This window comes from Nocardia sp. 852002-20019_SCH5090214 (assembly GCF_001665865.1).
In the GTDB taxonomy this organism is placed as follows: domain Bacteria; phylum Actinomycetota; class Actinomycetes; order Mycobacteriales; family Mycobacteriaceae; genus Nocardia; species Nocardia nova.
This window is the reverse complement of sequence record NZ_LZMK01000368.1, coordinates 127,095-150,088: the sequence shown is the minus strand read 5'-3', so window position 1 is coordinate 150,088 and position 22,994 is coordinate 127,095. Positions and strand designations below refer to the sequence as shown.

19 protein-coding genes are annotated in these 22,994 nt (G+C 69.8%); 9 read left to right on the top strand and 10 right to left on the bottom strand.

Going from position 1 to position 22,994, the window contains the following annotated elements:
- Positions 1–2 precede the first annotated feature (2 nt).
- Positions 3–968 carry a nitroreductase family protein gene (locus A5780_RS29140; protein WP_064905363.1) on the bottom strand — a complete coding sequence of 322 codons (966 nt, stop codon included), beginning with the start codon at positions 966–968 and terminating at the stop codon, positions 3–5.
- A 2-nt stretch (positions 969–970) separates the two neighbouring features.
- A complete protein-coding gene (locus tag A5780_RS29135; RefSeq protein ID WP_064905365.1) occupies positions 971–1,729 on the bottom strand; it encodes an SDR family NAD(P)-dependent oxidoreductase in 759 nt (252 codons plus the stop codon).
- A 256-nt stretch (positions 1,730–1,985) separates the two neighbouring features.
- Here A5780_RS29135 and A5780_RS29130 point away from each other — a divergent pair, with 256 nt between their 5' ends.
- Genes A5780_RS29130 through A5780_RS29115 form a run of 4 tightly spaced genes read left to right on the top strand, consistent with a single transcriptional unit; the run spans position 1,986 to position 4,635 of the window.
- Complete coding sequence (locus A5780_RS29130) at positions 1,986–2,396, top strand: hypothetical protein (protein ID WP_064910412.1); 411 nt, start codon at positions 1,986–1,988, stop codon at positions 2,394–2,396.
- Positions 2,397–2,442: 46 nt separating this feature from the next.
- Positions 2,443–3,393: a universal stress protein gene (locus tag A5780_RS29125; RefSeq protein ID WP_030516380.1), complete on the top strand. Its 951-nt coding sequence runs from the start codon at positions 2,443–2,445 to the stop codon at positions 3,391–3,393.
- A complete protein-coding gene (locus tag A5780_RS29120) occupies positions 3,380–4,063 on the top strand; it encodes a hypothetical protein (RefSeq protein ID WP_064905367.1) in 684 nt (227 codons plus the stop codon). Before A5780_RS29125 ends, A5780_RS29120 begins: the two co-directional genes overlap by 14 nt.
- Positions 4,060–4,635 (top strand): hypothetical protein, encoded by a 576-nt coding sequence (locus A5780_RS29115; protein WP_197516532.1) that lies wholly within the window; start codon positions 4,060–4,062, stop codon positions 4,633–4,635. The genes A5780_RS29120 and A5780_RS29115 overlap by 4 nt, the downstream gene beginning before the upstream one ends.
- 84 nt (positions 4,636–4,719) lie before the next feature.
- Here the strand turns inward: A5780_RS29115 and otsB are convergent, their stop codons facing one another.
- Positions 4,720–8,691, bottom strand: coding sequence for a trehalose-phosphatase (gene otsB / locus A5780_RS29110; protein ID WP_227462648.1), 3,972 nt, complete (start codon positions 8,689–8,691; stop codon positions 4,720–4,722).
- Positions 8,692–8,856: 165 nt separating this feature from the next.
- On the opposite strand from otsB, the gene mgtA reads away from it, so the two are divergent.
- Positions 8,857–11,589 carry a magnesium-translocating P-type ATPase gene (gene mgtA, locus A5780_RS29105; protein WP_082976793.1) on the top strand — a complete coding sequence of 911 codons (2,733 nt, stop codon included), beginning with the start codon at positions 8,857–8,859 and terminating at the stop codon, positions 11,587–11,589.
- Between the two features lie 32 nt (positions 11,590–11,621).
- Here mgtA and A5780_RS29100 read toward each other — a convergent pair whose 3' ends face one another.
- Entirely contained in the window at positions 11,622–12,506 is an 885-nt protein-coding gene (locus A5780_RS29100; protein WP_064905369.1) for a universal stress protein, read from the bottom strand.
- Between the two features lie 210 nt (positions 12,507–12,716).
- Here A5780_RS29100 and A5780_RS29095 point away from each other — a divergent pair, with 210 nt between their 5' ends.
- Complete coding sequence (locus tag A5780_RS29095; protein ID WP_064905371.1) at positions 12,717–13,598, top strand: GyrI-like domain-containing protein; 882 nt, start codon at positions 12,717–12,719, stop codon at positions 13,596–13,598.
- A 110-nt stretch (positions 13,599–13,708) separates the two neighbouring features.
- On the opposite strand, the gene A5780_RS29090 is transcribed toward A5780_RS29095, so the two are convergent.
- The 3 genes from A5780_RS29090 to A5780_RS29080 all read right to left on the bottom strand — a co-directional run bounded on the left by A5780_RS29090 (position 13,709) and on the right by A5780_RS29080 (position 17,726).
- Positions 13,709–14,815, bottom strand: coding sequence for a hypothetical protein (locus A5780_RS29090; RefSeq protein WP_063018409.1), 1,107 nt, complete (start codon positions 14,813–14,815; stop codon positions 13,709–13,711).
- 169 nt (positions 14,816–14,984) lie between these two features.
- Entirely contained in the window at positions 14,985–16,367 is a 1,383-nt protein-coding gene (locus A5780_RS29085) for a serine hydrolase (protein ID WP_064905373.1), read from the bottom strand.
- Positions 16,368–16,412: 45 nt separating this feature from the next.
- The gene (locus A5780_RS29080; protein WP_369829560.1) at positions 16,413–17,726 is read right to left on the bottom strand and encodes an MFS transporter; all 1,314 of its coding nucleotides are present in this window, start codon (positions 17,724–17,726) and stop codon (positions 16,413–16,415) included.
- A gap of 107 nt (positions 17,727–17,833) precedes the next feature.
- On the opposite strand from A5780_RS29080, the gene A5780_RS29075 reads away from it, so the two are divergent.
- From A5780_RS29075 to bfr, 3 genes are all read left to right on the top strand, one after another.
- A complete protein-coding gene (locus tag A5780_RS29075; RefSeq protein ID WP_064905375.1) occupies positions 17,834–18,829 on the top strand; it encodes a GlxA family transcriptional regulator in 996 nt (331 codons plus the stop codon).
- Positions 18,830–18,985: 156 nt separating this feature from the next.
- Positions 18,986–19,177: a bacterioferritin-associated ferredoxin gene (locus A5780_RS39530; RefSeq protein WP_063011840.1), complete on the top strand. Its 192-nt coding sequence runs from the start codon at positions 18,986–18,988 to the stop codon at positions 19,175–19,177.
- A gap of 58 nt (positions 19,178–19,235) precedes the next feature.
- The gene (gene bfr / locus A5780_RS29065; RefSeq protein ID WP_030516368.1) at positions 19,236–19,718 is read left to right on the top strand and encodes a bacterioferritin; all 483 of its coding nucleotides are present in this window, start codon (positions 19,236–19,238) and stop codon (positions 19,716–19,718) included.
- A 60-nt stretch (positions 19,719–19,778) separates the two neighbouring features.
- Here the strand turns inward: bfr and A5780_RS29060 are convergent, their stop codons facing one another.
- Genes A5780_RS29060 through A5780_RS29050 form a run of 3 tightly spaced genes read right to left on the bottom strand, consistent with a single transcriptional unit; the run spans position 19,779 to position 22,921 of the window.
- Positions 19,779–20,927: an acyl-CoA dehydrogenase family protein gene (locus A5780_RS29060; protein WP_063011838.1), complete on the bottom strand. Its 1,149-nt coding sequence runs from the start codon at positions 20,925–20,927 to the stop codon at positions 19,779–19,781.
- Positions 20,928–20,940: 13 nt separating this feature from the next.
- On the bottom strand, positions 20,941–22,086 hold the full coding sequence (locus A5780_RS29055; protein WP_064910582.1) for a thiolase family protein: 1,146 nt from the start codon (positions 22,084–22,086) through the stop codon (positions 20,941–20,943).
- Entirely contained in the window at positions 22,079–22,921 is an 843-nt protein-coding gene (locus A5780_RS29050) for an enoyl-CoA hydratase/isomerase family protein (RefSeq protein WP_064910580.1), read from the bottom strand. Before A5780_RS29050 ends, A5780_RS29055 begins: the two co-directional genes overlap by 8 nt.
- Positions 22,922–22,994 lie beyond the last annotated feature (73 nt).

Here is a 22,994-nt window from a genome sequence, read left to right as displayed (position 1 = left end):
CCTCACAGCCGGGTCACGACGTCGTCGAGCGGTCGTCGTGGTGTCGGTGACAGCGGGGAACTGGTTGCGGCCCAGCCGGTTCGGATGATCATCTGCGGATATCCGCTGTCGTCGAGGAGGTCGGTGCGCAGTTCCGCGCGCACCTCCGGGATTTCGAGCGGTTCGCTCAGTGGGCAGGTTGCCAGCCCGAATGTGGTCGCGGCCAGCAGGATTGCGCTGGTCGCCTCCCCCGCGCGCAGCCGGCTCACCGTGTCGTCGCCGGCGGTGTAGAGCATGAGCATGTGATCGGCGTCGGCGATATCGCGAACCACCGCCTCCGGCAGCCGGGGATCGGCGAACGGCCGGGCCGAGGCGTCGGTCGCGGCGACCGCACTGCGGGCCGGAACACCGTCGGGTGCCGCGTGATGTCCGCTCCAGCGCGCCAATTCGGCGCGGTAGGCGGCGTCGGCGTTGTGTGCGGCGGCGGCACGTTCGAAGGCGTGCAGCAGCCGCACCCGCTCGCCGTCGGCGACCACATCGCGGACCAGCACGCCGTTCGCCGCCGCGGCGGCCGTCAAGGAGCCGATGTGAATGTCGGGCACCTCCCAGGAGGTGTAGTGGCGGCGGTCGCTGTGGCGCAGCGGGATCGCGCGGGAAAGGCCGACCGCTTCGGCCGTCGCGGGGGCGGGCCGGAATTCCACGGCCGCCAGGTGCTCCGGCACCGCCGGGTTCGGCAATCGGTGCACCACCGTCGCCCAGCCCAGCGCCGCGGCCGCGACCCGCAGATGATGCAGTGCCGCACCGCAACTCACGATCAGATCGCGCTGGTCGGGGTCGGTCTGCCGCAGCTGCCGGCTGGTGTCGGCGTACAGCTGGACGGTGTCGTCCCCGATGCGCCACAGCCACGGCTGGCTGTTGTGCACCGACGGTGCGCGCACCGCCAGGTCCACCGCCGTCATCAGAGTGTCGTAGTCCGGATGTCTCGTCATGATCATCGGTCTCCTACCGCGGCGGGCAGATCCAGCACCTGGCCGGTCGTCGCGCCGCCGTCCACCACGAATTCCGATCCGGTGGAGAACGTCGCCTCGGTGACGATGAACCGGACCATGGCGGCGACTTCTTCGGGTTCCCCGAAACGGGCCAACGGTTGCGCGGCCGTGACGGATTCGTCCATACCGGCGGTCATCGCGGTGCGGATCGGGCCGGGATGCACCGAGCAGACCCGGATATTCGACGGTCCCCATTCGAGCGCCGCCGCCTTGGTCAGTCCGCGCAATCCCCATTTGCTGGCGACGTAGGCGCCGATGCCCGCGTACCCCATCAGGCCGGCGGTCGAGGAGATGTTGACCACCACTCCGCCGCCGGCCGCGCGCAGGCGCGGACCGGCCAGGTGCATGCCGAGCCACGAGCCGTACAGGTTCACATCCAGGACGTGGCGGAACATCGTGGGTGGCTCGGTGTCCACGCCGCCGAAATCGACGATGCCGGCGTTGTTCACCAGGACGGCCAGCGGGCCGAACGTGGCTTCGGCGTCGGCGATCACCCGCTGCCAGGCATCCTCGTCGGCGACGTCGAGGCGACGGAAGATCGCGCCGGCGCCCAAGGCCGTCGCTGTGGCGGTGCCGTCGCGTTCGAGGAGATCGGCGATCACCACGCCGAGCCCCTCCTTGGCGAGCTCGGCCGCCACGGCGGCACCGATGCCCCGTGCGCCCCCGGTGACGATCGCACTGCGACCACTGAACGTGCCCATTGTCTGTCGCCCCTTTCACTAGTGCGTTGTCGCACTCAGCATCGCGCCCCGGGCGGTGGGCGGGGCACGGCCGAAAGTCACCGGAACGCCGAGTCTTCGGACAGTCGTGACCGCCGGGCAGTCGTCGCGCCGATCGGATCCGGCGCCGTGAGCGGCGGGCGGTCGCCACATCGGCCGGCTCCGGTGGACCCTCGGGGCGGCAGTGCGGGACCAAAGGCCCTGGCGGCCCTTCCCCGGCGTCGGGAAAGGTCGGGGTATGGCAGGAATCACTCTCGGCGACGGCGTCGGACGCTGGCACATGTTGCTGGCCGCGTCCGCGGGTGCGGTCGCGGCGAGTGTCTTCTCGCTCGCGGTCGCGCTGGGCATCGGCCTGCATCCGAGCGCGCCGCTGGACAGCACTCCGGCCGGGCACGGCGTAGCCGCCGGCGCGGTGGCCTTCGCGCTCGTCGTCGGGATACCGATGGCGGTCACCGCGGGCGGCGCCCTCACCGGTGATCGGCGCGTCGCCACGGTCGCGGTGATCAGCGGCTTACTGCTGATCTGCTGGTTGCTCGCCGAGATGACCGCGCTCCGCACGCTGGACTGGGCGCAGCCGCTGTATCTCGTCCTCGGCATCGTCGTCGCCGGGCTGGGACTGCATATCAAAACCGAGGAGATCGAATCATGACCGGCATATGCGCGCGGCGGATCGATCAGGGTGAAAGGAAATACCGATGAGCTCTCAGTATGCGGACGACGCGCACCACCTCGTCTCCGCGCCGATCGTGGTCGGTGTCGACGGGTCGGCCGGTGCCCGCACCGCGCTGCTGTGGGCGGCCGAGGTCGCCCGCGACCGAGGACGTGACCTGCGCATCGCCTACGGACTCGACCTGCCGAGCGCGAGCCGGGTTTTCAACAACTACGACATTTCCGAGCCGGCGGTGCTGGAACGCCTGCGCGCCCACGGCGCAGCCCTGGTCGCCCGCGAGGCGCTCGCCGTCCGCGACACCCTGCCCGAGGTCCAGGTCAGCACGGAGGTCTCCTCCGAGCATCCGGCGCGAATGCTGTTGCGGCACAGCGCCACCGGTTATCTGGTAGCCCTGGGCGCACAGGGCGCCGGCGGTTTCGGCACCCACATCGGTTCGATTCTGCTGTCGGTCACCAGCCACGCCGAGGGCCCGGTCGTGGTGGTACGCACCGAGTCCGAGCAGCAGTCACGGCCACGCGAGACCGGCCCGGTGGTCGTCGGCGTCGACGGCAGCCCGCTCAGCGAGGGCGCGGTGGCGGCGGCGTTCGAGGAAGCCGCCGAGCGCGGCGCCGAACTGGTCGCCGTGCACGCGTGGAGCGATCTGACCTTCGGCTCGTTCGTCGGCGACCCGTACACCTGGTTCCCGATGTCGGATATCGAGGTCAACGAGGAAGCGATCCTCGCCGAACGACTGGCCGGCTGGCAGGAGAAGTATCCGGACGTCTCGGTGCGCCGGCACATCAGCATGGCCGAGCCCGCTGCCCATCTGCAGCGGTGGAGCGAATCCGCGCAGCTCATCGTGGTCGGCAGCCACGGCCGCGGCAGCTTCCGCGGGCTGCTGCTGGGTTCGGTGTCGAATTCTCTTGTCCAGCATGCGAAATGCCCCGTCATGGTCGTGCGTTCGCCCGAGGAGAAGCAGGCGCATGACAAGGACTGACCATTCGGCGGCCCGTCGCGGTGCCGCGGCCGCGGTCGGCGTCGCATCGTTTCTGGGCGGGCTGGCCACCGGCTACCGGCTCTTCGCCCGCCGGTGGTGTCTGAGCTGGGGCGCGACCGAGGAGGAGGTGCGCCGCCGCATGCCCGGCGACGACCTGCTCCTGCTTCCCGACATGCTCTCGACCCGGGCGATCACGATCGAGGCCGATCCGTCCGCGGTCTGGCCCTGGCTCGTGCAGTTCGGGCCGGGACGCGGCGGAATCTACAGCTACGACTGGATCGACCGGCTCCTGGGTGTCGACGTACACAGCGCCCGGTCGATCCTGCCGCAGTTCCAGGACCTCGCCGTCGGTGACGTCGTCACGGCGAATTCCGACAACACCCCGTCCCGGGTGGCGGTGCTCGAGCCCGAGCGAACGCTCGTCTTCCGCACCGACGACGGGAACTGGATCTGGGAATTCGGGCTGTATCCGTGCCCGGAGGGCACCCGCCTGGTCAGCCGCAATCGGATCGCGACGCCCGGCGCCTCGACCGCGCTGCGACTGTTCGACACGTTCTTCCTCGAACCGGGCAGTCTGGTGATGGAGCAGAAGATGTTGCGCGGCATCAAGGAACGTGCCGAAGCGCACCCCGTCGCCGAACCCGCCCGCATCGGGAGCAAAACACCGTGACCACCACCGGCACACCGACGCCACTGCCGATCGCGCCGGCCTTCCTCGCGGTCGGCCGGTGCATGATCACGACCGTCGGGCTGCTGGCACGCCACCGCATCCACCGCCCGGCCCGCAACGTCGGGACGTGGCTGAGTTTCGGCGACGGAACGTCGGCCTACGTCTACCAGGAAACCGTGATCGATCGAATCCCCTCGCCCGAACCGTGTGTGCTGCTGGTGCGTTTCGAGCTGCGAGGCGTGCGCGGACGCGGGCATGCGTGGTTCCGTCGCGAGAGCATCCTCAATACCGTGCTCTTCGCCGGATTCCCGGGCATGATCAGCAAATTATGGCTGGCGCACGATCAACGCGGCGTGTACCGGGGGCTCTACGAATGGGACGGGGCGGCGTCCGCCGACGCCTACGCCCGCGCGCTGTGGCGGGTGCTCGCCCTGGTCAGTGTCCCGGGCTCGATCGATTATCGAGTGCTGCCCGGCCTGCGTCGCCGCGATCTGCCGGTGGCGGCCACCGGTCACATCGCAGGCGGCGGGGAATGGTGGCGGGTCACCGAATTCCGTTCGACCGCAGCATAATTCGAAGCACGACGCGCCGAACCTCCACCCGGACGGTTCGGCGCTCCCATGCTGTCGGTGTTCGCGCTCTCAGTGTTCGCGCTCTCAGTGTTCGTCGGTCGCCGGCAGCGTGACACTCTCCCCGGTCGCCAGCACGACGGTGCGGCCGCGGCATTCGACCGTGATCGAACGCGCCCCGTCCGTATCGGAGCTGATCTCGATCCGCCGGGCGTCGATGCGCACGGTCAGGCGATGGCCGTGGTAGATGATCGCGAAGGTCAGCGTGCCCAGTTCCGGCGGCCACGACGGGGCGAAGATCAGGCGGTCGTCACGGGTCTCCAGTCCGGTGAAGCAGCGCTGCACCAGATCGATACTGCCCGCCATGGCGCCCAGATGAATGCCCTCGGCCGTGGTGCCGCCCTGAATATCGGCGATATCGGATTCCAGGACGCTGGCGAAGAATTCCATCGCGCGGTCCCGATTCGCCCGGGCCAGCACCCAGGCGTGGACGACGGCACTCAGCGTCGACCCGTGCGAGGTGCGGGCCAGGTAGTAGTCGACAGTGCGCGGGATGTCCGCACCGCCGAAATCGTAACCGAGCCCGGCGAACAACCGCCCCAGCTCGTCGGCGGAGAACAGATAGAACAGCATCAGGACGTCGGCCTGTTTCGCCACCCGATACCGGTCGACATCGTCACCTTCGGCCTCGAGGATGCGGTCGAGCCGGCTCGTATCGCCGTAGCGGCGCCGGTAGTCGTCCCAGTCCAGTTCCGCCAGCCGGTCGTAGCCGGCGAACTGGCTGATCACCCCGTCGTGGAACGGCACGAACATCCGATCGGCGACCTCGGCCCAGCGCTCCGATTCGACGGCCGGCACCGCGAGGCGGTCCAGCAGTTCCGACCGCACGCGCGGCGGGAGCAGTTCGACCGCGTCCAGCGCGCGCCGGATGACCCACACCGCCATGACATTGGTGTAGGCGTTGTCGTCGATCCCCTGATAGGGCCGCCCGGGATAGCCGGAATGAAATTCGTCGGGTCCGATGACGCCGCGGATGTGATACCGGTCGTCGGCGGGATCGTAGGTGGCGCGGTCGGACCAGAATCGGGCGATCTCCACCAGCAGTTCGGCGCCGAACTCGGCGAGGAACGCCCGGTCTCCGGTCGCCTGATAGTAGTGCCACACGTTGTAGGCCACCGCCGGACCGGCATGCTGCGCGCGAGCACTGGCATCCGTATTCCAATGTCCCGAACGAGGATTCAGGTGCAGGCGCTGACTCTCCTCCCGGCCGTCACTGCCGGATTGCCACGGAAAGAGGGCGCCGCGACAGCCCTGGGCGCGGGCCGCGGCACGCGCCTGCGGCAGCCGGCGATAGCGGTACCGCAACAGTTCTCGCGTCAGCGCCGGGTCGCGCAGGCTCACCACCGGCAGGACGAACAGCTCGTCCCAGAACACGTGACCGCGGTAGGCCTCGCCGTGCAGGCCCCGCGCCGGCACTCCGGCATCGAGGTCGGCGGTGTGGCGCGACAGCGTCTGCGCCACCTGCAGGACATGCAGTCGCAGCGCTCGCACCGATTCCTCACTGGCATCCAGATCGATGCGCAGGCGCCGCCACACATGCTCCCAGGCATCGGCGTGCGCGGTGCAGAGCGCGTCGTAGCCCGGCGCCTCGTCGAGCAGGCGCACGGCGGCCTCGTCGGGTGCGGAGATGGCGCGGTCGCGGCCGGTGAACACCGCTGCCGTCTTGTCGACGACGATGTCGCGACCCGATTCGGCGGGCACGACGAAATCGTGGCCGGCCGCGCCGTCGGCGAGTGCGGAGCCGGCCGTCTCCTGCGCCTCCGAGGTCACGGTGGTCCGGGTGGCCACCGCTACGGTGACCAGTGACTGTGTGGTCCGCATCAGCGCGCAGACGGTGTGGGCGTCCGGGGTGTCGATTCGCAGTTCGCTCAGATGCGTTCCGGACAGCTCGCGGTACCGGTCGACTCCGGTGTTGCGAACCGAGGTGTCGATCGACGAGCGGACCGTGAGCGGCCCGCTCCAGTTCTCCGGCGTCAGGGTGGTTCGCATCGCACACGTGTGCGGGGAGTCCATCGACGCGAAACGCTGCTGAACCACCGCGGTGATCCGGCCCGCGGTGTCGCGACAGCGCAGCCGGCGGGTGAGCAGCCCCTGGCGCATATCGAATTGCTGTGTGTAGTCCAGCAATTCGGCACCATCGACATCGAACCATTCCTCGTCGGCGACGCGCCAGGTCAACGGAAGCCAGTTCGGCAGATTTACCAGGCTCTCGTTCTCGACGTGCCGCCCGGCGATATCGTCGCCGAGCCGGTTGTAGATTCCCGCGACATAGGTGCCGGGATAGTGGTGGGCTCCGGCACGCGTCTCCGGTGCGGCCGCGCGGGTGACGAGGTAGCCGTTGCCCACCGCGCACAGCGCTTCGCGCAGCCGCTCGGCATCGGGCTCGTAGCCGTCGTAGGTGAGCAGCCACGACCGTCCCACCGCCCAGTCGCTCTCCCCGGTGAGCAATTCGGCGATCCGCTCCAGGAATTCGCCGGCGCGCGCGGGACTGTCGAGGGCGAACCGCGCCGCGGTGCGCCGGTCGCCGGTATCGTCGTGGCGGACCACGAGCGGCATGCCGGTGACCTGGATCGCGTCGAACGCGTCCTCGTCGGTCAGATCGTCACCGAGGTACACCGGCATCACCGGCCGGCCCACCAGATCCAGGACCCAGTGCAGGGCTCGGCCCTTGTCCCAGTCCACATCCGGACGCAGTTCGGTGACCTTGCGGCCCGCGGTCACGCGCAATCCCTGCCCGCGGGCGATGTCGTGCACGGTGGCCACCACCGTCGCCACGGCATCGGCGGCGACCTTGCGGTGATGGACGGCGACCGCGAATCGCTTCGGCTCGATCAGCACTCCGGGAATCCGGCTCAGCCGCTCGGCGAGTTCGGCCGCCGCCTGCACCAGCGCCCGCTCCGCCTTCGGGCCGCCTTCGTGCACGTGTTCGGTGCCGTCGGGCGCCACCAGTTCGAAGCCGTGGCTACCGGCGTACCAGATTCCCTCGACGCCCACGCGCGTGCGCAGATCCTCGAGTCCGCGACCGCTGATCACGGCGACGGGACACCGCGCGGCCAGTGCGGCCAAAGTGGCGCGCACCCCCTCGATCGGGATCGCCGCGTCGGGATCGGGCACGATCTCCGAGATCGTGCCGTCGAAATCCAGCAGCACCGCGACATGCTCGTCCTCGACGGCGTCGGCGATCGAGGGCCACCACGCCAGCGCGTCCGCGATCTCCGACAGGCGGCGGAAACCACTGCGCACCCGGATCTCGTCGGCGTCGGCGACCACCACATCGGCTCCGGTGCACAGCAGCCGGTCCGGATCCGCGCCGCGTTCGATGCCGATCACCAGTCCGAAGCCGCCGCGCCGCCCGGCGCTCACCCCGGCCTCGGCATCCTCGACGACGACCGTCCGCTCGGGTTCGGCGCCCAGCCGCTGCGTGGCCAGCACCATGGTGGCCGGGTCCGGTTTGCCCGGCAGCGCGAGTTCTTCGGCCACGACACCGTCCACCCGCACGGCGAACAGATCCCCCAGCCCCGCGGCGTCGAGCACCTGGGCCGCGTTGCGGCTGGCCGAGAACACCGCGGTCCGCACCCCGGCGGCGCGCAGGCGGCGCACCAGGGCCACCGTGGTGGCGAACACCGGTACGCCCGATTCGGCGATCCTGGCGAGGAACACCTCGTCCTTGCCGTTTCCGAGTCCGCAGATCGTGGCGTCGGCCGCCGTATCCGACGGCTCGCCTCGCGGCAGTGAGATCGCCCGGGAGGCAAGGAAATCCGCGACGCCGTCGTACCGCGGCTTGCCGTCGACGTAGTCCTGGTAGTCCGAGGCGGTGAACGGGGCGCAGTTCTCGCCGGGCCCGGGCTTGCGGGCGGCGAGGAATCCGTCGAACACCTGCGTCCACGCCGCGGCGTGGACGGAGGCCGTGTCGGTGACCACGCCGTCCATATCGAAGATCACCGCGTCGTAGCGACGCGCGTCGATCACCGGCCCGGCCACCGGTTTGTCAGGGTGCACTCCCCCAGCCTCCGCCCGTGCGCGGGCCCCGGCAAGGTACACAAGTCCTCATCCGCACGGCCACCGGTCCCCGGCCGCCGAGCGGCAGCGGCGGTGACCGCCGTAGCAATCCGGCAGAGTCTTTGGTCCCTGGCGAATCCCGGTGGCTCCGACAACCATCGAGGTATGAATCGTGCCGCCGTGCGAGCGGTCGTCTCGACGGCCACGTCCCCGACCGATGCCGCCCCGTCGATCGGCCCGCTGCCGGCGACATCGGCCGCCACCTCGACGCCGGCGCAGGTGCTGGCCGCGGTGACCACTACCGACACCGGTCTGACGAGCACGGAAGCCGCGCGCCGACGTCACCTGCTCGGCCCCAACGCTGTTCGCACGCATCGTGCCCGGCTGCTCGCCGTGGTCGCGCGGCAGTTGCGTTCGCCGCTCCTGCTGCTGCTCGGGGTCGCGGCGGTGGTGTCGTTCTTCGTCGGTCAACGTTCCGACGCGGTCGTCATCGGGGTCATCCTGCTGGTGTCGGTCGGGCTGGGGGCGGTGAACGAGTTTCGCGCCGAACGCGCCGCCGACGCGCTGCACGAGCGGATCCGCCACGGCGCCACGGTGATTCGCGACGGCCAGCCCGCATCGGTCGACGTGGTCGATCTGGTCCCCGGCGATGTGGTGGAGATGCGGGCCGGGCAGCTGGTCCCGGCGGATGTGCGGCTGCTGTCGGCGACCGGGCTGCAGTGCGACGAATCGGTGCTGACCGGCGAATCGGACAGCGTCGAGAAATCGACCGGCACGGTGCCACCGGAGTCGGGCGTCGCCGAGCTGTCGTGCTGCGCCCTGATGGGCACGGTCGTCGCCGCGGGCCACGGGCGCGGGGTCGTCGTCGCCACCGGAGGCGCGACGGAGTTCGGCCGGATCGCCCTCGGCCTGGGAAAACGACAGCCCGACACCGAATTCCAGATCGGGCTCCGTCAGTTCTCGATGCTACTGGTGTGGGTGGCCGCCGCCCTCACCGCCGGCATCTTCGCGATCAACCTGGCCCTGCACCGCCCGATCCTCGATGCCCTGCTGTTCTCGCTGGCGATCGCCGTCGGCATCTCACCCCAATTGCTGCCCGCCGTGGTATCCACCAGCCTCGCTGCCGGATCACGGCAGCTCGCGCGGTGCAAGGTACTGGTCAAGCGGATGGTCTGCATCGAGGACCTCGGCGATATCGAGGTCCTGTTCACCGACAAGACCGGCACCCTCACCGAAGGGCGCATCGAATATCTGCGCGCGCTGGCGGCCGACGGTTCTCCCGGCGACGAGGCGGTGGTCTACGGTCTGGCCTGCACCGACGCGACCGTCCACGACGGACGCCAGGCCGGCGCCGATGCGCTGGACACGGCACTGTGGAGCGCGTGCGCGGCCGAACACGCTGCCGCAGCGGGTTTCGTCCGCCGCGCGGTCCTGCCCTTCGACCACAACCGCCGCATGGTGTCGGTTCTCGTCGCCGGCCCGGACCGCACCGCCACGATCATCGCCAAGGGCGCCCCGGAGGCCGTGCTCGCGCGCTGCCGCGACGTCCCGCAGGCCGCTCGCACCGCCCTCGACGCCGAGTTCGCGGCCGGTCACCGCATCGTCGCCGTCGCCACTCGGACAGCGGTCCGCGCCGATCGCCTCACCACCGACGACGAGCGCGAGCTGACACTGCGCGGCTTCCTGGTCTTCCTCGATCCTCCGAAAGCGAGTGCGCGCGACGCGTTGCGGCGTCTGGCCGGCCTGGGCATCACCGTGAAGGTGGTCACCGGCGACAATCCCGCGGTCGCGGTCCGGGTGTGCGCCGACCTCGGCCTGGACCCCGGCCGGCCGCTGACCGGCACGGACCTCGATCGTCTCGACGACGACGCGTTGACCGAATTACTGCCCACCACAACAATATTCGCCCGCGTCGACCCCGAACAGAAGGCGCGGATCGTCCGCCTGCAACGACATGCCGGACGCGATGTCGCCTTCCTCGGCGACGGGGTCAACGATGCGCTCGCCCTGCATGTCGCCGACGTCGGCGTCTCCGTCGACTCGGCGACCGATATCGCCAAGGACGCCGCGGATATCGTGCTGCTGGAAAAGGATCTGCAGGTCCTCGCCGACGGCGTCATGGCGGGGCGCCGGATCTTCGCCAACACCATGAAATACGTGCTGATGGGCACGTCCAGCAATTTCGGCAATATGTTCAGCGCGGCCGGCGCCTCGGCGTTCCTGCCGTTCCTGCCGATGCTGCCGGGACAGATCCTGCTCAACAATCTGCTGTACGACACCAGCCAGCTCGCCATCCCGACCGATACGGTCGACCCGGAACAACTCGCCCGCCCGGCACGCTGGGATATCGGCCTGATCCGGCGTTTCATGCTCGTCTTCGGCCCGATCAGTTCGGTGTTCGACTTCGCGACCTTCGCGCTGATGCTCGGTGTGTTCCATGCCGGCGCGGAGCTGTTCCACACCGGCTGGTTCGTCGAATCGCTGTGCACGCAGACGCTGGTGTTGTTCGTGATTCGCACCCGCCGCAGTCCCAGCTACCGCAGCCGGCCGAGTATTCCGCTGCTTCTCGCCGTGCTCGCCGCGGTCGGTGTGGGTGTGGTGCTGCCGTACACGCCGGTGGCGCCCGATCTCGGCCTCACCCCGCTGCCCGCCGCGTTCTTCGCCGCGTTGGCCGCGACGGTGCTGGTCTATCTGGTTCTCGCCGAGGCCGCCAAGCGGTGGTTCTTCCGCACGCCGGCACCGACGCCGGCCCACCCGCCGCGGTCCGGTCGCCGGGTACAGCGGCGAGCGTCGCGCTTCAGCGTCCGGGGGGTGCGCTCGCCGATCGACGCGACGCCGCCTCGGACGCATCGCGCGAACCGGCGTCACCGGATCCGAATGTTGCTGTCGCCCAGCTGATTCGGTGTCGGTGCAGCGCAGCGGCCGAGGGTCTACTCCGGCTCCACGTGCTCGGGCACCACGAGCGTCGGGCAGTGGGCGCGATGCAGGACCGCCGCGCGGGTGGACCGCATCGCGGTTCCGACCAGGCCGGTCCAGCGGTGCCGGCCCACCACCAGCAGTTGCGCGTCACGCGCTCGTTCCAGCAGGACCTGCGCGGGCCCGCCGAACATCACCTCGGTTTCCAGCGGGACGTCCGGATACTTGCGGTGCCATGGATCCAACTGCCGGTTCAGCGCCCGCGTCTCGTCCGCGCGGAACTGCTGAAGTTCTCCGTCCAGGACGAATCCCCCGACCTCGTCGTCGCAGCACCGGACGGCCTCCAGACCGACCCCACGCAGCGCCGCCTCCTCGAACGCGCAGCCGACCGCGGTCCCCTCCTCGTCGACGCCGACCACCACCGGTCGCGCGTCCTCGCCCACGGTGAATAGGCTTTCGCGGTGGACGACCGCGACCGGGCACCGAGCCTGTCGCGTCACCGCCGAACTGACCGAACCCAGCAGCGCGCGCCGGACCGCGCCCCGGCCGTGGCTGCCGACCACGATCATCGGCGTGCTCGCCGAGCGCTCCACGAGCGTGTCGATCACCGGATCCGCGGTCAGTTCGGTCGTGACGTCCACGCCGTCGGCCACATGCCGGGCCATCGCCGCGGCCTCCGACAGCACGCCTTCGCCGTTCCAGTACAACCACTCCCGGCCGCCGACGATCTCCATCGCGCTGAGTCCGGTCCGCGGCGCCGAGGCCGAGGAGAGCAGGATCCGCAAACCCCAGCGGCGCACGCCCGCTTCGGCCGCCGCCCACCGCACCGCCTGCAGCGCCGTACCGGATCCGTCGACCGCCGCGACGATCGTCCGCTCGGTCCCGTTGTCACTGCTCATCGCCGCCTCCTGCTGCCGGACCTGTTCCGATCGTCCGGCCGCGCCGACCGTCGATCTAGGGCCGAAAGTCGCCACCGCAGGCCGACTTCGTCCGCGGTCGTCCGCCTGGGCGAAATCGGCGCGGACGTCCCGCCAGGACAGGTCCTTGGTCCCTCGCGCACGCGCGTGGCCGCGGGCATTGTCGAGACAGACACCGAGAAAGAGGACGCCATGGACTACCGGGTGGACGTGTGCGAAGTGCCGCCACAAGCCCTGTTGCGACTACCTCGCGCGATCCGGGCCGATCGGCCCGGCGAGGACATCACCGCGGGTATGCGCGAATTGTTCGCGACCGTCGCACGATCCGGCCTCACCGCCAGCGGCCCGACCGCGATCACCTACACCGACACCGAACGATCGGCGATCGCGACGAGCGTCGACTTTCGCGTGCCGGTCGAGCCCGCCGCCGAATTGAGTCTGGCCTCGGGTGCGGAAGTGCTCGTCACACCCGGCACGACGGTGGCGCGCGCCTGCCACCACGGCGGCTACCGCGATCTCGGCGCCGCCTACCGCAGCCTGGCCGAATGGGTGGATCGCAACGCCTATCGGGTCACCGGCCCGCCGACCGAGGTCTATCTCGTCGGTCCCGACGAGGTGAGCGACCCGCGTCAACTCGTCACCGAGATCCGGTTGCCCGTGGCCCCCTCGCCGACGATCGTCACCCGGGTGCTCTCCGACTTCGACACCGCCCTGGATCGGACCCGGAACGCGTTGCGGTCCAACGGTTTCACCATCCTCGCCGAGGTGGACCTGAACACGGCGCGTTACGACGGCCGCACCAGGCGCCTGGCCCACCACACCATCCTGGAGATCTGCCGCCGCAATCTGCTCGCGGCCGAACTCGCCGGCGACGACCGGGCCGACATGATCGTGCCGCATCCGGTGGTCGTCCGGGAGCGCTGCGACACCGTCGTCGTCGAGGCCCTCGACCCGACGATCTGGGCCCGCGCACTCGGCGACGAGAACCTCCTGACCCTCGCCGCCGACAGCCGCCGCCACCTGATCACGGCCATCGACGCCCTCGCCGCGACGGCGACCGCGACCGACGGCTAGGCCCGCACACGAGCGGTGAGTGGACGGCCCGCCAACGGCGACGACGCCACCACCGCTACCCCTGGCAGCCGATGCTCATCACGAAAGATGTTGCCGGGCAGGTGATTCGGTCACATCGAGTAGCGGAGGATGGCGGCGGCCGACGCCTCGTCCGGAATATCGGCCTTGCGCACCGCCAGCACCCGTGCGCCCGAAAGCAGTGCGCGGCGGGCGATCTCGTCGAGGATCCCCGGTATCTCGGTCTCGGAGGGGGGACCGAATTCGATCGCGCCGGTATCCGGGGCGACCGTGCCGGGCACGGCGGTGTCGATATCGACCAGCAGCGTCTGCACGATGCCGAAGGTGGCCGCGCGGGCGATGTCGGCGAGGTCGGCGGTGGCCCGGGCCTCGCTCCGGCGCTTGTCGAACAGCTGACGCAGATCGGCGAGTTGCGCCGCGTAGTGGCCGTCGAGGATGTGGCGGGCCTTGTCGGCCAGGTCCTGATCCGACAGGCGTTCCGGGTTGCCGGGAATTCCGTCGTCGAGCAGTTCCGCGTAGGTGGCGACCGAGCGGTAGATCGCGTCGATCGGCTCCGCCGCCGCCAGGATGAGGGGGGTGTCGCGTCCGGAGAGAATGTCACGCAGCGCCCGGTCGACGGCACGCGCGTACTGCCGGGCCAGCACCTTCTTCCTCTCGCTGTCGGTCAACCGCCGCTTGGGCGCGCGATCGTCCATGGGCTCGCCCGCGAAATCGACGGCGCCGGTAGGCATTTCGGGAACCCGGACATCCTCGGCCGGTCGGTCCGGAGTCACCTCGACCAGCCGCGCCGACCCCTCGGCCAGCGCCAGGACGAATGCGGACTGCGGGAATGTGACAGCTCGTAGCAACGGCTTGAGCAGGAACCGGTCGGAGACGGTGACCGCCGCACCCAGACGGTTCGGGATCCGGAAGGTCCACATGCGCTGCGGGGATACGTGCACGACCAGGGTGTGCGACTGGAAGCGCCAGAAATCTACGTCCTCGGCCAGATCGTCGAGCTGTTCGGCGATAGCCGCGCGGCTGTCGACATCGGTGACGAGCTCGACCGCCTCCCGGACCTGATTGCCGAACGCGATCCGGTTCGCCTCCGGATTCGCGGTGGCGGCTTCGGTCGGCAGGTAGATCGACACCGACCAGGGGCCGGTCCATTCGGCGAGGGTTTCGATCTCGCGGCGGGTCGGGATGTCGGTGTGCAGCACTTCGATCCTCCTTCGTTGCCCGAACTGTGCGACGGGTCCACGGGCCGTGCCGGATACCAGCCGTATCGTTAGCCAATTCGTAACCACATCGACGCTACTGGACATCGGCACGGGCCGGTACGCATCCGAGTATCGGATGCCGAAACGTTGCTGCATTCGTTTCGACGACTCACCGGCCGGGTGCGGGCGTGGCGGTCGGCGACAGCGGGGCCGGCCTGCCCGGGGCCGTGGCGGCCGTCGTGGCGGTGGCCGGGGTCGTCGTGGCGGGTGCGGTGGTGGTCGTCGCGGCGCCCGTTCCGTAGAGGTGCTCGATGATGTGCTTGGCGATCTCGGTGGCGGCCGCGCTGCCGTCGGCCGTGGGTTCCAGGTTCGCCCACACCACCACGGTCACCTTGTGCGCCGGATCGGATCCGGCGAAGGTGTTGAAGCCGGGCAGCTCGCCCGTATGTCCGTACAGCGCTCCGAATTTCGCGATGGCGAGACCGTACTGCGGCGCCTCCGGCGGGTTGGCCGGATCGGTCGCCTGCAGGCTGCTCATGCGCCGGCCCTGCATGTCGGCGTCGAGAACCTTGCCGTCGGTGAGCGCCTCGGCCCAGGTCGCCAGGTCCCCGACTGTGGAGATCCCGGCACCCGCGGCCCAGCCCCAGGAGGGATTGTCCGCGGTCCGATCACCGGGCAGCAGCCGGCCCGCCTTGGCCTCGGCCTGCATCTCGGGCGGCAGCGCCGGTGGAGATCCCATGGTCAAGACGTTGGTGCCGTACATGTACCCCTGCGGATGCGGGTCGGGTATGGCCGCCGACGTGCGCGCCGGGAACGAGCTCTGGGTCAGCCCGAGCGGTCCGAACAGCCGATCCCGCATGATCTGTTCGAGCGGTTTGCCGTCCAGCTGCTCGGCGATCAGCCCCAGCAGGATCGTGTTGGTATTCGAGTAGTGATAGCCCTGTCCCGGCGGGAAATACGGCGGGTGCGCGAATGCCATGGCGAGCAGTTCGTCGGGTTGCCACACCCGGCCCGGATCGGCGTCCATGGCCTCGGCGAGTTCCCGGGTCTCGCTGTAGTTGTAGAGGCCGCTGCGCATGTCGAGCAGCTGGGCGATGGTGATGGCCGCGCCGCCGGGCACATCGGTGCGGTACTTCGAGACCGGATCGTCGAGGGCCAGCTTGTGTTCCTGCACCTGTTGCAGGATGACCGTGCCGGTCCAGGTCTTGGTGAGCGATCCGATGCGCACGTGGTCGGCCGCGGTGACCGCCGGGCCGCCGCCGAAGGTGCGGGTGCCGTAGGAGGTGCCGACGTCGCCGGCGGCGGTGCGGACGAACGCCACGACGCCCGGCACCGACGCCGGACGCGCCACCGACTCGACGATGCCGCGCAGCGTGGGCTCGTCGAGGGGATGGACGGCGGGGGCCGGCGAGGTGGTCGCCGCGGCGGACGAGGTGCTCGCGGGCGCCGGTTTCGACGACGATCCGCACCCGCAGGCGACGAACAGAACTGCGACGCCGGCCAACGCCCCGGCGATCAGCCGGGGCCGGAACGGCACGGAAACCACGGGCACTGCACGACCTCCCTCATCGGGAACGGTGGAGCCGGGATTGAAACTCTACTGCGCCAGCGCCTCTCGCGGACGCGGTTGGCGAATGCTCAGCGACATCGCCGCCGCCACCGCGCACAGACCTCCGGCGATGAACCAGGCCGGCTGGTAGCTGCCCTGCACGTCGCGGATGACGCCGGCCCCGGAAGCGGCGATCGCGGCGCCGATCTGATGTGAGGCGAACACCCAGCCGAAGGCGATCGGCCCGTCGGCGCCGAAGTGTTCGCGGCACAGCGCGACCGTCGGCGGCACCGTCGCGATCCAGTCCAGACCGTAGAAGATGACGAACACCCACATGCTCGGCCGCACATCGGGAGCGAACAGGATCGGCAGAATCAGCAACGACAGGCCGCGCAGCGCGTAATACATCGTCAGCAGGTACCGCGAGCCGATGCGGTCGGTGAGCCAGCCCGAGGCGATCGTTCCCGCGACGTCGAAGATGCCGACGGTGGCCAGCAGTCCGGCCGCGGTGGTGGGCGGCATGCCGTGATCGTGTGCGGCACTGACGAAATGGGTGCCGATCAATCCATTGGTGGAGGCGCCACAGATCGCGAAACCCCCTGCCAGCAGCCAGAATACGGGCCGGCGCACGATCGCGGCCAGGACGGTCAGCGCCCGCGCGGCCCCACCGGCCGCCGCGGTGCGCAGGCCCGCGTCGCTGCCGGGGCCGGCGCCGTAGGCGGTACGTCCGATATCGCCGGGGAAGTCACGGATGAACAGCACCACCAGCGGCACCACGGCCAGGGCGGTCGCGGCGACGACCAGCGCCGGGGCCCGCCAGCCGTGGTCGCGGGCCAGCATCGAGACGAGCGGCAGGAACACCAGCTGTCCGGTGGCGCCGGCCGCGGTGAGCACACCGGTGACCAGGCCGCGGTGCCGGACGAACCAGCGTCCGGTGATGGTGGCCACGAACGGCATCGACATCGATCCCACGCCGACGCCGACCAGCAGCCCCCACGTCGCCATCAACTGCCACGGCTGGGTCATGAAGACCGTGAGCCCGCTGCCCGCGGCGACGAGGAGCAACGCGCACGCCACCACCAGCCGAATGCCGAATCGGTCCATCAGCGCGGCCGCGAACGGCGAAATCACCCCGTACAGCAGCATATTCACCGAGACCGCGGCGCCGATGGTGCCGTGCGACCAGCCGAATTCCTCGTGCAGCGGATCCATCAGCACGCTGGGCACCGAGCGGAACGCGGCCGCGCCCAGCAGGGCGACGAAGCCGACGGCGGCGACAATCCACGCGGGATGCGGACGACGCGCGAATCGGGGCGTGGGCTGCTCCGGTGGCCGCGAAGGGATGTGGTCGGTGAGGCGAATTTCGGTCACCGAGCGAGCGTGCCGAATCGCGCGGTCGCCGACGAGTGGCCTGAATGCCATAATGCGTAAAGATTCAGCCATTCCTGCGCCGCGACGAGGAGACGACCGTGCCCGATCCACATCTGGTGGCAGTCCTGGCCCTGGCGCCCATCGTCGGCTTCGATATGACGATTCCGCCGACCGTGCTGGGCGCGGCGACCGACGACGACGGCTCCTCGCTCTACGACGTGCGGATCTGCGGGCTGGACCGGTCCCCGATCCCGTCCACCAACGGCTACGCCGTCACGCCGGCGTACGGCGCCGACCTGCTGGCCCACGCCGACACCGTGATCGTGCCGGGTACGACCATGCCGGGCCCGCGCCGCGACGGCGTCCTGCCGCCCGCGGTGACGGATGCGCTGGCATCGATCCGGTCCGATGCGCGCATCGTCTCGATCTGCACCGGCGCGTTCGTGCTGGGCGCGGCGGGCATCCTCGACGGCCGCCGTGCCACCACCCACTGGAAATACGCGGCGGACTTTCGCACCCTGTTTCCCGCCGTGCGGCTCGACGAGGATCTGCTGTTCGTCGAGGACGGAAATGTCTGCACCGCAGCGGGTCTGGCGGCCGGGGTGGATCTGTGCCTGCATCTGGTGCGCTCCGACCACGGCAGCGCGGCCGCGAACCGGGCCGCCCGCCACTGCGTGGTGCCGCCGTGGCGTGAAGGCGGGCAGTCTCAGTTCATCGAACAGCAGGTCCCCGATCCGGGCGCGGAAAGCACCGCCGCCACCCGGGAATGGGCGCTCGCGCGACTGAGCGACGATCTGGACCTCACCACCCTCGCCGCACACGCCCGGATGAGCGTGCGCACGTTCACCCGCCGCTTCAAGGCCGAGACCGGCACGGCACCCGGCGCCTGGATCCTGCACCAGCGGATGCGCCACGCGCGCCATCTCCTGGAGACCACGGCACTCACCGTCGACGAGGTCGCGCGGGCCGCCGGTATGGGCACCGCCGCCTCGCTGCGCCACCACCTGCGCACTCAGCTCGGCGTCGCGCCGATCGCCTATCGCAGGACCTTCCGGCAGCCGAGGGCGCAGCGAGAGCAGCCGGTCGCGCGGTAAGCACGTCCCCGGCCCGGAGCATGGCCGCGACGCGCGCGCCGACCCATTGACAACCCCCGCTACCCGGGTGCTACCTTAGGCAAGGGTTACCTGTTTAGGCGAGGCTTACCTCTCGAAAAGACCCTGCAATTGTCGTCAGAGCATCCGAGGCCGACCGTGTACATCTGCATCTGCAATGCCGTCTCCGAAGCGGACGTGCACACCTGCGTCGCCGCCGGCGCCTGTTCGACCAGACAAGTCAAGAAGGCCTGTGGCTGGAAGCCGGGTTGCGGCTCGTGCACCGCCCGATTGGCCGAGGCGATAGGCCGGGCGCGCACCGACGCACCGGCAGAGTCGACCGCTGCCTGACACCGACACGCACCCCGCTCATTCCCCTGATCTGTGATCTGTGCCACGATCACACATCATGGAAGGCGACAAGGAAATCATCGCGCTGCTCAACGAGCAGTTGACGGCCGAACTCACGGCGATCAATCAGTACTTCCTGCACGCCAAGATGCAGGAGAACTGGGGCTACCCCAAGCTGGCCAAGCACACGCGCCACGAATCGTTCGATGAGATGAAGCACGCCGAAGTCCTCACCGATCGGATCCTGTTCCTCGAAGGTCTGCCGAACTACCAGAAGCTCAACCCGCTGCGGATCGGCCAGACCGTCCCGGAACAGCTGCGCGCCGACCTCGAGATCGAGATGGAGGCCGTGACCCGGCTGCGCGGCGGTATCGAGCTGATGCGCTCGCGCGGTGACGTCACCTCCGCCCGCATCTTCGAGTCGATCCTCGAGGACGAGGAAAGTCACGTCGACTACCTCGAAACCGAACTCGAACTGCTGAGCACGCTGGGCGAACAGCTCTATCTGCAGCGCTACACCGATACCCCCGAAGGGGACTGACGCCGTCACAGCACCCGGCCGCCGACGCATCGCGGCCGGGTGTTCGTGCGCCGAAAGCGCCTACAACGCCAGTGATTTGGCGATGATCGTCTTCATCACCTCACTGGTTCCGGCGTAGATGCGGGCCACCCGGGCATCGGTGTAGAGCCGCGCGATCGGATATTCCATCATGTAGCCGTAGCCACCGAACAGCTGCAGGCAGCGATCGACCACCCGGGCCTGCATCTCGGTGCAGAACAGCTTCACGCGCGCGGCGTCGGCCCCGGACAGTTCCCCGTCGACCAGGTCGGCCACCGCCCGGTCCAGCATGGTCTGGGCCGCCTCGATCTCGGCGGACATGGCCGCCAGTTCGAACTTCGTATTCTGGAACGAGGCGACCGGCGTGCCGAATGCCTTGCGCTGCTTCACATAGTCGACGGTGGCGGTGAGCGCGGCGCGCGATTGCGCCACCGATCCGACCGCGACCGTCAGCCGCTCCTGAGGCAGATTGTGGCCGAGGTAGCCGAATGCCGCGCCCTCCGCACCGAGCCGGTTCGCCACCGGCACCCGCACCTCGTCGAAGGAGAGCTCGACGGTGTCCTGCACCTTGCAGCCCATCTTCTCCAGCACCCGGCCACGCGAGAAGCCGGGCATGCCGTCCTCCACGACCAGCAGCGTCAGCCCGTGCCGGCGGTTGTCCGGATCGGTCGAGGTCCGGCACACCACGATCACCAGATCGGCCAGCAGCCCACCGGTGATGAACGTCTTGGCTCCGCTGAGAACGTAGTGGTCACCGTCGCGGACGGCGGTGGTCCGCACCCCGGCCAGATCGGATCCGGTGCCGGGTTCGGTCATGGCGATGGCGGTCAGCAGCCGGCCCGACGCCAGGCCGGGAAACCAGCGCTCGCGCTGGGCCGCGTCGGCGTAGTCGAGGAAGTACGGCAGGATCACGTCCAACTGGGTGCGCACGGTCGACAGCGTGACCAGCGCCCGCGCCGCCTCCTCCTGCAGCACCACGTTGTAGCGGTAGTCGCGCAGCCCCGCTCCCCCGTACTCCTCGGGAATCGCGATGCCGAGCAGGCCCGATTCGCCCAGCCGCGTGAAGATTTCACGCGGCATCCGGCCGGCGCGTTCCCAGTCCGGGTAGTTCTCGACCACATGCTTGTCGATGAATTCGCGGGCCAGTGCCCGAAACGATTCATGGTCGGCGGTGAACAGTTCTCGGCGCACGCCGGTCCTCCGATCAGTTCAGCAGTTCGACGACGGTGGCGTTGGCGGTGCCGCCGCCCTCGCACATGGTTTGCAGGCCGTAGCGAATCCCGTTGTCGCGCATGTGATGGATCATGCGGGTCAGCAATACCGCGCCCGAGGCGCCGAGTGGATGGCCGAGCGCGATGGCCCCGCCCAGCTGATTCGTCCGGACGAGGTCGGCGCCGGTTTCGGCCAGCCAGGCCAGCGGCACCGGCGCGAACGCCTCGTTCACTTCGAACACGCCGATCTCGGCGAGCGACAGCCCGCACCGGCGCAGCACCTTCTCCGTCGCCGGGATCGGGCCGGTGAGCATCAGCACCGGATCCGCGCCGGTCACCGCGCCGCCGCGATAGCGGACCAGCGGTGTCAGGCCCAGGTCTCGGGCCTTGTCCGGGGTGGTGATCAGCACCGCGGCCGCGCCGTCGGAGATCTGCGACGAGTTGCCGGCGTGGACCACCCCGTCCGCGCGAAAGGCCGGCTTCAGCCGGGCCAGCGTATCGGCGGAGGTGCCGCGGCGAATGCCCTCGTCGGCGCCGACCGTGGCCGAACCGGCGGGCACGTCGACGATCTGGTCGTCGAAGGCCCCGCGGTCGACGGCCGCGGCCGCCAGTTCGTGCGAGCGCGCGGCGTAGTCGTCGAGGCGGGTACGGGACAAGCCCCACCTCTCGGCGATGAGTTCGGCCGAGATCCCCTGGTCGAAGGAGAAATCGTGATAGCGCGCACGGGCTTTCGGCCCGTACGGCATCCCGGTGGCGCGGGCCGAGCCCAGCGGCACCCGGCTCATCACTTCCACACCGCCGGCGATCACCAGGTCCTGCTGTCCCGAGCCGACCACGGCGGCCGCGAAATCGACTGCCTGCTGGCTGGATCCGCATGCGCGGTTGATCGTGGTGCCGGGAACCGCTTCCGGCCAGCCCGCGGCCAGGACCGCATAGCGGCCGATATTCGACGACTGGTCGCCGACCTGCGAGACGCATCCCCAGATCACGTCGTCGACGAGCGCCGGATCCAGACCGGTGCGCTCGGCCAATGCGGTCAGCACCAGCGCGGACAGGTCCGCGGGGTGGATATCGGCCAAGGCGCCGTTGCGTTTGCCGATCGGGGTGCGGACCGCCGCGGCGATGACTACCTCACGCATCTGTTCGACCTTCGTCGTCGGGCCGATCCGCACGGCGGATCGGCGGTCTGGTGACCGTCCAGCGGCCGGTGAACCGGGGCGGGCGTTTCTCGGCGAAGGCCGCGAACGCCTCCGGTGCGTCGGCGGTGGCGAAATTGATCCCCTGCGCCCGCGCCTCCCCGGCCAGCGCCTCCCGCAGACTGCGGTCGGCGCCCTCGTTGAGCAGGGCCTTGGTCTGGGCCAGCGCCACCGGCGGCCCCGCCGCCAGCCGTGCCGCCAGGTCGTCGACGAAACCGTCGAGTTCGGCGTCCTCGCACAGCCACGTCACGAGGTTCAGTTCGCGCGCCTGTTCGCCGTCGATCGTCTCGCCCAGCAGCGCAAGCCTTTTCGCCTGTTGCAGTCCGGCGATCTTGGGCAGCAGCCAGGTGCCGCCGAGATCCGGGGACAGCCCGCGCGGGGCGAAGATCTGGGAGAACCGGGCCCGCGGGGTCGCCACGACGAAGTCGCAGCCGAGGGCGAGATTCCACCCGGCACCGACGGCCACGCCGCGCACCTTCGCCACGGTCGGCATGGGTAGTTCGTGCAATGCGAGCGCCACCTCGGTCAGCGCCCGCATCCGATAGGTCGGATGGGTGTTGTCGGGCGTGGAAATATCGGCGCCGGAACAGAATTCACCACCCGTGCCGGTGAGAACCACCACGCGCACGTCCAGGTCTGTGGCGGTGGCGCGCAGCACGTCCTGCAGCGCCGCCCACAGTTCGGCGTCGATCGCGTTCTTGCGATGCGGCCGATTCAAGGTCAGCGTCCGCACACCCGCGTGATCGGCGCAGTGCAGGACCGGGTCATGCGAGACCATGACGGTGCTCCCGTTCCGGGCGGCGGCCACGCCCACCGCCACCGGCATGACGCGGGCACGACGATGTGCGCGG